The following is a 13,077-nucleotide window of genomic DNA, read 5'->3' on the forward strand; positions in this document are numbered from 1 at the left end:
CCTGCTGTTATAACTCAGTGTAGTAACAGGGTTAGGACCAAACTCAAAATGTGCCAATTTTCCACGCCCAATTTGTTCCGGCGGAAATAAAATACTTGCCGGAAACAGAGTGAAGCCGGAATATTTTCTTAAGCTCAACTTTAACGAATTCGACAACCTCGGACTGATGCTCAAAATCATCATCGAACTTTGCTACATAGGTGTTTGAGGGAAGTCCAATGGTTCTTTCTTTTTTCCCTTTTACAACCTTAGAATAATCTAGATTGTCTAGCGCATCGGTTATCTTTGAGTAAACGTTATTACCATGTGGCGATATACTGGCATAGCTCAAATCAAACGTAATAGTAACGAAGTAGCTCACAACACCCCCCACTGAACAATGCCGTTGTTTTTTGCATCGGCATCATGGATTAGCTTGACGATATACTTTTGGAGGACATGAAGTTCTTCCGATGACTGGAATTTTTCAGTATAGGCGTAAGTCATTGGGTGTGAGCTTATTGACAGACGCAATCCTTCAGCAAGGCTATCAGAGGTTTGGACTATAACGTTCGTTAGGGGATACGCCTGATCGTTGGTAGTGTTAATGGCAAACACGATGAATTTCCCATTGATTTGCCTTTCTACTACGCGATCAAAATACATCACGTTTCGTTCTTCTGGAGTGTTTGTCATAGAGTAGTCCTAACGTTTGAATCAGGCGTCACTCTCGGGACGCTATTGGTTTTCCAAACAGGCCGGTTCAGCCTGTTTTCTAATTGGGGTAATGCAAGTTTGCAGGCAGTTTCTTGTCCAGCTGTTCGCCCGTTTTTTCGATTGCTTGCGGAATGCCTACACCAACCAAACTGGCAGCTTTATCTAGGCCAACCAAAAATTTAGGGTAAAGCGGCGCGGCCTCTACCAATTTGGTGTCTGTATAAAGATTGCGATAGGCTGGAAGTAAATATTGAGGTGCTTTGCCGGGGGGGAGTAAAACACTGAGATACTGATCATCACGAACAGCAAACTCAATGAATTGTTGGGCTGCGGTAAGTTTTGGGCCAGTAACACTTTTATCTATAGCGAAGCTATCAACCCAAAGCAAGGGAACTCCTGATTTGTCGCCTTGATTGAATAGCTTTACCGAAATTGTTCGTGGATCAACAACGGGAGTCGGATCGGTTGGTTTTGTAATTTCTTGAAGAATGTGGTGCATGCGCTCGCTATAACCAACTAAAGCACGCCCACGCCCGTGAGCAAATTCCAACGCATAATATGGTGGCCAAGCTTTGTGAGCGACATCGCTACGACCGCTACCTACGTCGGAAAGAGCGATCAGGTCACTGAGTGCTGATTTTGCGTTGGGGTTAAGCTGTTCATTTGATAAAGCCTTGACCGTATCTTCCGGCGAAACACCTAAATCGAGCAAGGAGTCTGCGTATAATTCTGTAAGAGTAATATGGCCTTTCCAATCGACTAATAGTCCACGGCCCCTTTCATGAGTGCTTCCAATAACAGAAATTAAATCTGTTCTCGTATTCGCGGCAGCCAGCCTAGTGTCATGCATAAAAAAGAATGTGAACAATGCACAACTCCAATGAGGTACGGCATAAATCGCACCATCAACTTTCGTTGCATCTGCTGCTGCTTTAATCACATCTTTGCGAATTTGCGCTTCTGTACCGTTGATAGTTTGAAGTCTTCCGGCTTTCACGAAATCGCTCAAGAAGATACCATCTAGCTCATACACGTCATATACTGGATCAAGCCCACCCGGCTCGTAGTAATTCCAATTCTGTTCGCTTAACACAAGATCCACGCCTGAATTTTCGGCTTCAAACTTTTCCTCCATGACCTTGGCTATATGCGCGTAGTCGGGTACCCAAGGGTAGAGCAGCACTGTAAGTTTTGTCTTCTCGGGCTGTTGCGCACTAACGGCAGATACTAGCCCTACGAATAGGTAAGTGGAAATGACGGCAATACGGATAAACTTCATGACCTCTTCCTCTTTACATGTGATTAAATTCTTATAGCACTTGAAGTAGCGTAGCGCATTCTGAAGTATGTTGGCTTTAAATTATTCAATGCTGGCATTTTTCCATCTGATCCCTCAAACGAATGCCGACATCGAAACGCTGATCTATGCGTAACGGCTTGCATTCAAAACACGCAAAAAGCGACGGTCGACATCTAATATTGAATGCTCGCAATATAGCCCAATTTAGGCGTTGAATATGGACTTGGCGACTGTGCGATTTTTCAAACTGGTCGGTTTAAGAACAGCACAGTTTTTTTTAAGCATTTTTTGGGGCAAACATGATGATTGACATGCCCACCAGCGCAACCGAAGAACCTACAATATCCCATAGGCTGGGTCTTATGCCATCAACCAGCCAAAGCCAAAGAATGGCGACGAATATATAGACGCCGCCATAGGCGGCGTAAATGCGGCCGGCGGCGGTAGGATGGAGAGATAAAAGCCAAGCGAAAGCAGTGAGACTGAGCGTTGCTGGAACTAAAAGCCATGGACTTTTTCCTTGGGTGAGCCATAGGTACGGTAGGTAACATCCAACAATTTCGGCTACAGCTGTTAGAAGGAATAGCAGAACGGTTCTGATTTCAAGCATTGAGAATATCTATCCTCATAAATACATGTTTATGTAACAAGCCTGCTCTGATTAGCGATAGCTGTCATCGAAGGAATATAGGCTTCGAAATGTGTTATTACGCCAGCTAATAGCATATTCTAAATGACAGCGTATTTGTTTTTTCTTGTCGGGTGATAAAATTAATGAAAACTTCCGGATTTTGCGCTATCAATTTTGAAACATTTCTCACCCTTGAGCGCCAATCAATCAAAGCCTCCGAAAGTGCATGCTGCGCCTAAGAGCCGCTAAAATAGTAGAAAACTTGTTAATATCCCCGGAGCTTTAGCATGAATAATGCGATATTTGACTTACCGAAAACAAGGCTATGTGCCGCCGTTGTTTTGGCGTGGGGTTATGCTGATCAATTAAAAGTCGAAAACGCCACAACAGCACTACAGGCCGCACTTGGTGCTGGCTGGTCTTCAACAAGTGCTTTTCAATTTATGGCCGGGAAGACGGCAAAAGCCGCTCTGGATACCGCAGACTCCGAAGAACAAATTTCACTGCTGGTCGCTTACCAGCTTGCCAAGTTAGTCAGCCATGAATTTGGCCTGGGTGCCGTCAATAAGCCTGATCATATAGACCGGGCTGAGTTGATGGCCGCAATTTCAGCTAAGCACTAACCCTATCTCTTAACAAGCTTTAACACACGTTTTTCAGGTTCTTGAATAATTGGCTGTTCTGGCGATATTGCTAGGTGAGCGGGCCGGGGCTGATCAATATCAATACCGTATTCCAAAAGTGCCGCTCGGTGCTTCTTAAGCGTTTTTTGTGAGTACAGTGTTGAAATATCCTGATCGTAAAACCAAAGCGATGCCGTAAGCATTACCGAATGCGGCTCTTTTTCCGAAATGGCTTTTAAAATCGACTTTGGATGTTCCGGAGGATAAGCCGGATCCGGTGCAACCACCCAGCATTGCACTGGGATCAGTTCGAACTTATGTGTCTTCGCATGCTTCCATAGAAAGTAAAAATCTCTTGCCTCTTTTTCAGTGGCGAATTCCGCCGCTCGCTCCCGACCGCATATCCTGTGTTTAGCTGAAAGATATTGGCCGTACTCGTATTGAAAGTGCCAAGGCCATGCGTCATCTTGAACCGGGTCGTAAATGCCTATCAAATAACTTAGTTTCAGAATATCCATACCTGTGATACACCGTCAGAAACATGAACAGCCCTATTTATTTCGCCACAAGACGTTTCAGTATTTTATAGGCCATTGTAGAGCTAGCCCAATGTATTCGATTTCGTTGCCAATAATCATAGGCCTCATCTTCGCCGCCGAGGGTTAGAAACCCCTTATGTTTTGATTTAGGTTCACTGTGCTTAGTTTTGATAAGTTCTTTTGCAATATTCGGGTATTGCTCAATTGCGACTGTCAGCACATCGATAGCATCATCCTCTTGATCGAGCTGGAGTAAAGCAATCACCTTGGAAAAGACAATATCTGGGCCCGTGTCAGTGCTGTATTGGACACTCAAATTTAACGCTGACCGCCATTCATTAAGATTGAGATAACACTGCATCAGATGGTATCGACAACCTAAGTTGTCGTTTTGATTTACTGATACAAGACGGGCAAAGATTTCGATGGCCGCAGCAGAACCTCGATTTTCTAATAACGATAAGCCTAACGCATGGTAGGCTCGCATAAATGGCCTATTGTCTAACTCCAGCCAATTCATGTGGCTCGTTTGCCAGGAAAAGTTTGATGGGATCGCTTCCAACCCAATGCGTACAGCCTCACGCCAACATAAATAGGCTTCAAGGTCTAATTCATCTTCGGAGAATATGAGAGCCAAATGGTGTAACGCGTCTATGTAATGAGGGCATACAAACAGCAGTTTACGTAGCGTTTCTTCGGCTTCAACGAGGTTCCCGGACGTATACAATTCAACTGCATCATCAAAACTGTCCTCCGCTCCTTCTGGAAGGTTATGACGAAAAACCCATGTGTTTGGTGATTCTTCAATAAGCTTTATCATGACTTTATGAATGCGAGCGCTGGCAAAAATATAGCTGATGTAAAAAGCGACGTACTTTAACCGTTTGTCATCTGTCACACCAGCACAGTTGCAAACATGCCTCTTATTCAGGTTCTAAGAACCAAATCCATTCGGATTTTTTCAATATTGGTGTCATTAGTTTTTCACTAATTTGGGACACTTTTCACTTTTTGTGGCCACCGACATTTCTTGTCATTTCAAATTAACCCCAAATTCATCAAATGCAATTATGCATGGCAAACATGTATTTATTCGTTGTTGCTTTGCGTTTTAATTGCTTCTAGTCTGCCCTACAATGCATTTGAAAGGTCTCAGATAGGGAAAACATCAAAAAGCCAGTGTGGTTGCGTTTAGTTCGAACGACTCGGAGACACCAATAAGCATCTGGAGGAAAACAATGAAAAACCTAATATTTTGGCTGGCACTACTTGCTTCTGCGCCACTTTTGGCCGATGGCGATCACCACGTTACAGGCATCGGGCAGGAAAAACTGGGTACGGCGAACTTTGCCGTTTCCTGTTCACCGGCAGCGCAGTTAGAGTTTAATCGCGCGGTCGCGATGCTACACTCGTTTTGGTACGACGAAGCCAAGAAAACCTTTGCTCACATCGCCGAACTCGATTCCGATTGTGTTATGGCGCACTGGGGCATTGCAATGAGCCTATACCGCCAGTTATGGGCAACACCGCCCACCCAGGCGGAATTACAAGAAGGACGTGAGGCGTTAACGCGGGCACAAGCTTTGCCGGTGAAGACCGACCGCGAAAGCCTGTACCTGGATGCTGTCGCCCAACTGTACCGATCAGAAGATGCGGACTATGGTCGGCGCAAACAAGCTTACACGCAAGCTATGGCAAAGGTGCAAGCGCAGTTCCCTGACGATCCTGAAGCCAATGTGTTCTATGCCTTAGCCTTGATTTCCACAACCGATCCTCATGACAAGAGTTATGCACAACCCAGAATGGCATTGACGCTCTTACAAAAGGTATTGAACCAAATTCCTGACCATCCCGGCGTAGCCCATTATATTATTCACGCCAGTGACAACCCCGATTTGGCCACACAGGGTTTGGCGGCAGCGCGCGCCTACGCACACATTGCCCCCGCAGTACCCCATGCACTGCATATGCCCTCGCATATTTTCATTCGATTGGGCTTATGGGAAGACGCGGCGGCGTCAAATCTGGCCGCCTATCTCGCGGCCAAAGACTACGCCAAGGATAACTTTCCAGGCAAGGTGTGGGACCAAGAACTTCATTTCATGGATTACTTGCTGTACGCCTATCTACAAGACGGCCAGAACGACAAGGCACAAGCGTTGTGGAAAGAAGTAGCCAAGATTAAAAAGACCCACCCTGAAAATTCGACGTCCGCCTACGCTTTAGCTGCAATACCGGCTCGTTATTTCGTCGAGCGTCACGCATGGACAGAAGCGGCCAAACTCTCAGTGCAGCCTCGCGATTTTCCCTGGGACAAGTTTGGTTGGTGTGAGGCTATTACGCAGTTCGCACGTGGTTTGGGGGCGGCCAGAAGCGGTGAGATACAAGAGGCACAGATCAGTGAGGCGCGACTGGGCGTTATAAGGGATGGGGCAAAAGCCGAGAACAATGCCTATGCTGCGGACCAAATCGAAATTCAACGCTTGGCCGTGGCGGCCTGGATAGCGCAAGCTGATCACCGGGAACAAGAGGCGGAAACGTTACTGCGTAAAGCGGCTGATCTTGAAGACGTAACTGAAAAAGACAATGTCACGCCTGGCCCCATCTTGCCAGCTCGTGAATTGCTGGGTGATTTACTTCTTGAAATGCACCGCCCGCAAGCTGCGGCAGAAGCTTATCGGCTGTCGTTACAAAAATCACCGAAACGCCGGTACGGTCTGCAAGGATTGCGGCTTGCCGAGCAACAATCGCAAGCTCAAAGTAACTGATGGCAAGTTTCTAAGCTACGCTCCATTTAGCGCGGGTTGGCGGCGGCCCGCGCTATTCTCATACAGCCTACGATCCTGTGAAGTAATGCGAGACTGGCTAATACAAGTCTCTTTTTGGTTTTCGCCCTTCCAATAGATCGATTTCGCTAGTCAAAAATTCGACCATGCGATCCCGAAAAATGCGGACTCTTGCCGTGGTGCGTAAATCGACATGACTCAATACCCAAACGTCCTGCCCCGGTTCTATATGCTCGACAGGAATGCGCTCCAATTCAGCCACCTCATCACCCAGCGAACAGGGCAGCAAGGCTAATCCCAAGCCCTCCTTACACATGTTAAACATGGCGACACCGGAGTTCGTCCGATAAGCGCGTTTGAGCTTGGGGAAATTCTTTTTAATCCAGAACGGCAAGGTGACACCGTCGCCTATCCAGGTGATGCAGGGGGGCATATCTAGTGATAAGTTTTCTATTAGCTCCGAATGTCCGTACACTTGGAATGCCATCTTGCAGATGTGTTTACCGACAACATTAGGCGGCGGTTCGTTAACGGCTTGAACCGCAATGTCTGCTTCGCGATTAGCTAGATTTAGCACATGGTCAGCCGTGATCAACTCGATATCGACTTCGGGATAATCGCGTTTGAAATCGCGGATGACCGGCATCACAAAACGCTTGGAACACACATCGGCAACATTGATTCTGATGATCCCTGAAACTTCTTCGGTGTCGATCTCGATTTTTCGATGAATGGCATTGGCTTGTATCGCCATCTCTTCGACTTGCGTGACGATTTTTTCGCCCACCGGCGTAATGACCCATCCTTTTGCCGTGCGATCAAACAGCGGTTTTCCTAACGCGCTCTCAAGGGCAGCAATGCGTCGACTGACGGTTGATTGATTGACACCAAGCCGAATGCCGGCTTCCGTGACATTGCCTGAACGTACAACCTCGATGAAGTAACGCAGATCGTCCCAATTTGTATCATGCATATTTGCAAATCCATTATGTCGGTTTTGGTAGACGCTATGCATTTTAATCGGCATCGTGCTGTCTTACAATGAATTTGAAAGGTCGCAGACCAGGAAAATCTCCGGGAGTCGATAGTGCTACCGATCACTGGTTGAAGCGCTGATTTAACCGGTTCAAATAAAAACGATGGCGTTTGCCTAAATAAACAAATTGACACTGAAAGTGTGTCTTTCAGGGGAGAGTCGAATGAAACTTAAATATTTGCGTCCGGTGCTGCTGATCGCGGCACTGGGCATTTCTGCCTGCGCCGAAACCAGTCGGTCTGTTCATACCAACCTGGCGTCAGGGAAAGCCAAAGTCACCCTCTTGTATAAGGGGCATGTACAAGAGGTTGAGGGTAAAACTTTCTTGCCGTGGTCTACCCATGACGGCGTCCGCTCCTTGTCCACCTCGGTTTTTTTAATTGAAAGTGGTGGCAAAATATTAATCGGCGACCCAGGCGAAGTGAGAAAGGGCGAATGGCCGAAAATCATGGATAAGTTAGCCGATATGGGCATCAGCCCTGAAGACGTGGATTATGTGTGGATCGACCACCACCATCCCGACCATACTATGCATTTAGGTGCATTCCCCAATGCACCGGTGGTCGACTTTTGGTCGATCTATAAAGATGAGATATGGTCGGATCATCCCGATAATTTCGAGATTCTTCCTGGTGTAACGGTCGTCAGGACCCCAGGTCACACCGAAGAAGATAGCAGCCTTTTAGTGGATACCGACGACGGTGTCATGCTCATCACCCATATGTGGTGGCATAACAATTTGACACCTGTCGTCGATCCCGTGGGCGAAGATCAGGCCAGTTTAGACAAGTATCGCAAAGCGTTGCTCCGAAAAGCCGATTTATTGTTTCCAACACACGGCGAAATTATGAAAAATCCTTTCAAGAACAAGGAATGGGATGGTAAACCTTATGTCCCCTAAGAGTTTGACACGGCCCAGACCATTCGCCTAACGCCAACCGATTGCATGAAAAAACTATCGAGAAGAGTCTAAGGCCGAGCAGTATATTTGTTAGTCCAATCCTTTCAAAATCGGTAAGCGGCCAAAGTAAAAGTGCAATGTTTCATACGTTTTACTGAATCGCTTGCCGGATTAATTCTCAACAGCGAGGCTTTTAGCTTGCGTATGCCGCGAGTGAGCTTAACGGTCGTTAGTAATGGGAGATTCGCTGCGTTTCCAGTTTTCGGCAGTGTTTCGGTTTTAACGTTGTTTTACCTAACGAAATTTCCGATTAAGCAAAATATTCGCTTGATCATGACTGACGAGTACCAATTTACCTTGGCATGCAAAGATGCATATCCATCATGCTAAATTAGAGATTGGTAATACGTTTCAGATTTGAGTTATTTTCCGTACAATTTATCTGTCTATTCTGGGGTAGGCAGTTAACTAATTGGTCTCTTCGATTTAATCTAAGGAATATGACTATGGAACAAAGCATGAACGAACTGATGAATCACACGGTCGACATGGGGCAGGCGGAAATGTTTTCCAAGGCCTGGTACAACGAATACTTCCGGCGTGCCGCAGAAAGTCCGACCCACTCACGTTTTTGCGAAGCTGTTTATGGCATCGACTTGTGCCAGCACGGCATGATGGACACCGACGAGATGGATTTTCTAGCCTCATTGCTTAAGCCCGGCGAGAAGGTGCTGGAAATCGGGTGTTCCAACGGCCACATTACAGAATACCTGCACGAAAAGTCGGGCTGCAACATTTTGGGTCTTGATTATGCCGATGCCGCCATTGCCCAGGCACAGGAAAGAACCCGGGATAAAGCCGCCGCATTGAATTTCCAGGCGGTGGACTTGATTCATGACGAATTGCCTGGCTGCGATTACGATGTCATCCTGGCCATTGATTCGATCTACTTCATGGGAGATTACAACAGGACGCTGGCCAAACTCAACGCCCGGCTGCGGCCTGGCGGTCGTATGATTATCGCAGCGTTTCAGGCCAAAGAAGAGCATGATTCCGATACGATTCTGTTGGCCGGCCATACGCGTGTGGATCAGGCTCTACAGACATTGTCATTCCGCTATGTTCAGCACGACTTCACTCCGAATATTCGCAATCACTGGATCAAAAATTACGAATTCTCCTGCAAACTTCAATCCGATTTTGCGGCAGAAGGCAACGCCTTCCTGTGCGAAGCTCGTATGGCCGAGAATGGTTGGTTCAAGGATCATGCCGAGCGTGGGACGCTGGTCAGATTCCTGTATGTGGTTGAAGATAATGCGAATATCGGGCTCTGTTAGGCGGAGATCCTCTCTGCAATAAGTCGAAGGTAAAGGGCCGCAGTGCTACTGGTTATCTTTTTAAAAATTACCGTTATTGATTGCAAAGGAAAATGACTATGTCTGGTTACGTTGATGAGGTTGTCATACCGTATGATCACGATCTTGGTCCTGTACTGTTCGAGCATTACGGCGCTGATACCGCAAGACGCATCGCCGAACAAACGCCGACCGACGTGCTGGAAATCGCTGCCGGCACTGGCATCGTCACGCGTCACTTGCGCACCTTGTTAAAGAAAGAAGCTCGCTTGACCGCCATCGACATTAGCGACTCGATGATGGATGTAGCGCGGCAAAAGTTTCAGCCCGGCGAACAAGTTGTGTTCCAAAACGCCGACGCCACGGCATTACCGTTTGATGACGAGGCCTTTGATGCTGTAATTTGCCAATTTGGCATCATGTTTTTCGACCGGGATAAAGGGTTTCGTGAGGTTTACCGAACCTTGAAGCCGGGCGGTCGATACCTATTCCGAGTGTGGGACTCCGAACGCTACAATCCCTTTGCGAGCTTGAGCTTTGAAGTGCTCAAACAATATTTTCCGTCGGATACTCCTCAGTTTTTATTCGATCCGGTTTCCTGTCATCAAATCGATCCGCTCAAGGAACAGTTGATTCAAATTGGCTTTGATCCGATTGTCATCTCTGTACAGCGTCACGTCTACGATATTCTTGATGTAACGGCCTTTGCGCGGGCTTTGGTGTACACGCCAGTGATCTTTGAAATCAGAGATCGAGGTGATGTCGATCCCGAGGAAATCGTAAAAGAACTGTCGGATGCCTTCAAAAAGGAGTTCGGTTCCAGTCCGACGCGCTATCCGATGCAAGCGATTCTTTTCGAAACAGAAAAGCCCAAGGTTTGATCTCAGCAAACAACAACATTCACTTTTGATCGATCCAGAAAAACCTATGAGACACACGTTATGAAAATAAAATCTATGAAGCTCAATCTTCGTTTCGTTGGGTTGGCGCTGCTGTTAGGACAGAGTGCATCGTATGCGATGCCCGGCATGGATATGCCATCCGGCGCAAACGCCCAAGCGCCTTCGTTGGCCAAAAGCATAGGTGCACCGATCAACTCGGACGCAGCTGAATTCGAAATGACCTACAGTGCCGACGGCAAAACGGTGTTGTTCGTTTCCACGCGTCCTGGCAGCATCGAGTCAAAAGGCAATCCTTACAGCTTTGACATCTGGATGGCGCACAACGTCAATGGTGTTTGGCAAACGCCGATTCATTTGGGGCCGGACATCGACCCCAAAGTCGGCCCGAACATTAATACTGAAGCGTGGGAACTGGAACCCAGTCTGTCCGACGACGGCAACGCGATTTATTTTACCCGCTATCAACCCGGTAATTTTTCAACTGGCGATCTGTATGTGGTACAAAAAATCAATGGGGTATGGCAACAAGCCAAAAGTTGGAATGATGTACCCGAGTTACCTCATTTAAACACTCCGACAGGTGAAGAACATTGCCCAATCATCGCCTCGGATAGTCTGATCTATTTCAGTTATCAGCAACCTGGCGTGACCCAAGACAGCGATATTTGGAAGGTCGAAAAGAAAAACGGTAAATGGCAAAAACCGCAAAGCCTGGGATCGAGAATCAACTCTCCGTACCGCGACCATTTGCATTGGACAGGGTTGTCGAAGGATGGCAAAAGCCTGATCATCACCAGCACACGCACCGACATGGGCTCGCGTGGCGGCCATGATGAATGGATTTCTCACCAAAATACCAAGGGTGAATGGCAAGAGCCATTGAATCTCGGCGATACCATCAATACCGCCGGTGAAGACATGTGCTGGTCATTCACGCCGGACGGCAAGAAGTTTTTTGGTGGCTGGGGGCCTCAAGGGTCATACAACATGGACGTGCTATGGGTCAACAAGGACGATGTCCCGTTGCTGAAAAATTTCGATCCTATTGGTCCGCCGCCAAACCTGATGGCCAAAAACAAGGCGACAGTCAGCAGTAGTAAATAGGCGCTAAGTTCTGCGAAAAGAAGCCATTTCATAATTATGGACACACCTCGGATTCTGCGAATTTGAGGTGCCTGATACTACACATCCGCAGGACAATACATGACATTGCATTTGAATGAAGTCGATACCGGCAAGTTGGAACAACTCCAAGGCAAAGTGATGAATGATGTCGCCGGTTCCATGGGGCTGTTGATGGCGTATATTGGCGACAAACTAGATTTGTACAGCGCGCTACTGGAAATTAGTCCGGCCAGCAGCCAGGAACTGGCCAACAATACCGGCATGGACGAACGCTATCTGCGTGAATGGCTTTCCGCCAATGCCGCCGCTGGCTACGTCAATTACGATGCCGCGTCCGGTAAGTTTTCACTGTCGCCGGAACAATCAGTCATTTTTGCCGCCGAAGGTCATCCAGCCTGCATGCAGGGATTTTTTCAGGCGGTGATGTCGGTGTATGTTGACGAGCCCAAGTTGACCGAGGTTTTCCGTTCCGGCAAAGGATTACCTTGGCGTGATCACAGCCCTTGTCTATTCTGCGGCACCGAGCGCTTTTTCCGGCCGATGTATGCGATGAACTTGATCGACCACTGGCTACCGGCGCTAGACGGTGTGCGAGAAAAACTCGAAGTCGGCGCTCGCGTCGCCGATGTTGGTTGCGGCCATGGCTCTTCGACAATCCTGATGGCTAAGGCGTTTCCCAACTCAACCTTCCACGGCTTCGATTTTCACGAACCCTCGATCGAACATGCCCGTGAACGAGCGCGTGACGCCGGCGTCTCAAGCAACACTATTTTTGAGGTAGTGACGGCGAAGGAATATCCGGGCAAAAACTATGACTTGGTGACCATCTTCGATGCCCTACACGACATGGGCGACCCCATCGGCGCGGCTACACATGTCGCCGGTACACTGGCTAAAGGCGGAACTTTCATGCTGGTCGAACCATTTGCTGGCGATAGTCTGGAGGAGAATCTTCATCCATTGGGGCAAATCTATTATTCGTTCTCGACCATGGTTTGCGTGCCAGCGTCCAAATCGCAAGAAGTCGGTCTTGGCTTAGGTGCCCAGGCCGGACAGAAACGGCTCACTGAAGTGCTGAACGCCGCTGGTTTCGGTCAAGTCAGACGCGCCGCTACGACGCCGACCAATCTGGTGCTAGAGGCAAAATTATAGGCGCGGTGAAGCGTGCCGTTACCGTCAGCAT

General features: G+C 47.8%; 14 protein-coding genes. 7 read left to right on the top strand and 7 right to left on the bottom strand.

What is annotated here, in order from left to right; all coding sequences use genetic code 11:
- Positions 1–43: 43 nt before the first annotated feature.
- From ACQE3D_RS23540 to ACQE3D_RS23555, 4 genes are all read right to left on the bottom strand, one after another.
- Complete coding sequence (locus ACQE3D_RS23540; RefSeq protein ID WP_427551313.1) at positions 44–361, bottom strand: hypothetical protein; 318 nt, start codon at positions 359–361, stop codon at positions 44–46.
- Positions 358–675: a hypothetical protein gene (locus ACQE3D_RS23545; RefSeq protein WP_202054409.1), complete on the bottom strand. Its 318-nt coding sequence runs from the start codon at positions 673–675 to the stop codon at positions 358–360. The genes ACQE3D_RS23540 and ACQE3D_RS23545 overlap by 4 nt, the downstream gene beginning before the upstream one ends.
- Before the next feature lie 79 nt (positions 676–754).
- Positions 755–1,975: an extracellular solute-binding protein gene (locus tag ACQE3D_RS23550; RefSeq protein ID WP_427551314.1), complete on the bottom strand. Its 1,221-nt coding sequence runs from the start codon at positions 1,973–1,975 to the stop codon at positions 755–757.
- Between the two features lie 298 nt (positions 1,976–2,273).
- Positions 2,274–2,606 (bottom strand): YnfA family protein, encoded by a 333-nt coding sequence (locus ACQE3D_RS23555; RefSeq protein WP_427551315.1) that lies wholly within the window; start codon positions 2,604–2,606, stop codon positions 2,274–2,276.
- A gap of 308 nt (positions 2,607–2,914) precedes the next feature.
- On the opposite strand from ACQE3D_RS23555, the gene ACQE3D_RS23560 reads away from it, so the two are divergent.
- The gene (locus tag ACQE3D_RS23560) at positions 2,915–3,250 is read left to right on the top strand and encodes a hypothetical protein (RefSeq protein ID WP_202054406.1); all 336 of its coding nucleotides are present in this window, start codon (positions 2,915–2,917) and stop codon (positions 3,248–3,250) included.
- A gap of 2 nt (positions 3,251–3,252) precedes the next feature.
- On the opposite strand, the gene ACQE3D_RS23565 is transcribed toward ACQE3D_RS23560, so the two are convergent.
- The gene (locus ACQE3D_RS23565; RefSeq protein WP_427551317.1) at positions 3,253–3,768 is read right to left on the bottom strand and encodes a hypothetical protein; all 516 of its coding nucleotides are present in this window, start codon (positions 3,766–3,768) and stop codon (positions 3,253–3,255) included.
- Positions 3,769–3,805: 37 nt separating this feature from the next.
- Positions 3,806–4,687: a tetratricopeptide repeat protein gene (locus ACQE3D_RS23570; protein ID WP_202054404.1), complete on the bottom strand. Its 882-nt coding sequence runs from the start codon at positions 4,685–4,687 to the stop codon at positions 3,806–3,808.
- 340 nt (positions 4,688–5,027) lie between these two features.
- On the opposite strand from ACQE3D_RS23570, the gene ACQE3D_RS23575 reads away from it, so the two are divergent.
- Positions 5,028–6,557 (top strand): hypothetical protein, encoded by a 1,530-nt coding sequence (locus ACQE3D_RS23575; protein ID WP_202054403.1) that lies wholly within the window; start codon positions 5,028–5,030, stop codon positions 6,555–6,557.
- Between the two features lie 97 nt (positions 6,558–6,654).
- On the opposite strand, the gene ACQE3D_RS23580 is transcribed toward ACQE3D_RS23575, so the two are convergent.
- A complete protein-coding gene (locus ACQE3D_RS23580; protein ID WP_202054411.1) occupies positions 6,655–7,548 on the bottom strand; it encodes a LysR family transcriptional regulator in 894 nt (297 codons plus the stop codon).
- Between the two features lie 226 nt (positions 7,549–7,774).
- Between ACQE3D_RS23580 and ACQE3D_RS23585 the strand changes: the two genes are divergently transcribed.
- The 5 genes from ACQE3D_RS23585 to ACQE3D_RS23605 all read left to right on the top strand — a co-directional run bounded on the left by ACQE3D_RS23585 (position 7,775) and on the right by ACQE3D_RS23605 (position 13,046).
- Positions 7,775–8,512, top strand: coding sequence for an MBL fold metallo-hydrolase (locus tag ACQE3D_RS23585; protein WP_427551318.1), 738 nt, complete (start codon positions 7,775–7,777; stop codon positions 8,510–8,512).
- 518 nt (positions 8,513–9,030) lie between these two features.
- Complete coding sequence (locus ACQE3D_RS23590; protein ID WP_202054401.1) at positions 9,031–9,849, top strand: class I SAM-dependent methyltransferase; 819 nt, start codon at positions 9,031–9,033, stop codon at positions 9,847–9,849.
- A 98-nt stretch (positions 9,850–9,947) separates the two neighbouring features.
- Entirely contained in the window at positions 9,948–10,748 is an 801-nt protein-coding gene (locus tag ACQE3D_RS23595; protein WP_202054400.1) for a class I SAM-dependent methyltransferase, read from the top strand.
- A 60-nt stretch (positions 10,749–10,808) separates the two neighbouring features.
- Positions 10,809–11,873, top strand: a complete 1,065-nt coding sequence (locus ACQE3D_RS23600; protein ID WP_427551319.1) for a TolB family protein — start codon at positions 10,809–10,811, stop codon at positions 11,871–11,873.
- Between the two features lie 159 nt (positions 11,874–12,032).
- Positions 12,033–13,046, top strand: a complete 1,014-nt coding sequence (locus ACQE3D_RS23605) for a class I SAM-dependent methyltransferase (protein ID WP_427551321.1) — start codon at positions 12,033–12,035, stop codon at positions 13,044–13,046.
- The last annotated feature ends 31 nt before the right edge of the window (positions 13,047–13,077 follow it).

The sequence above is a fragment of the Methylomonas sp. MS20 genome (genome assembly GCF_050275925.1).
In the GTDB taxonomy this organism is placed as follows: domain Bacteria; phylum Pseudomonadota; class Gammaproteobacteria; order Methylococcales; family Methylomonadaceae; genus Methylomonas; species Methylomonas koyamae_A.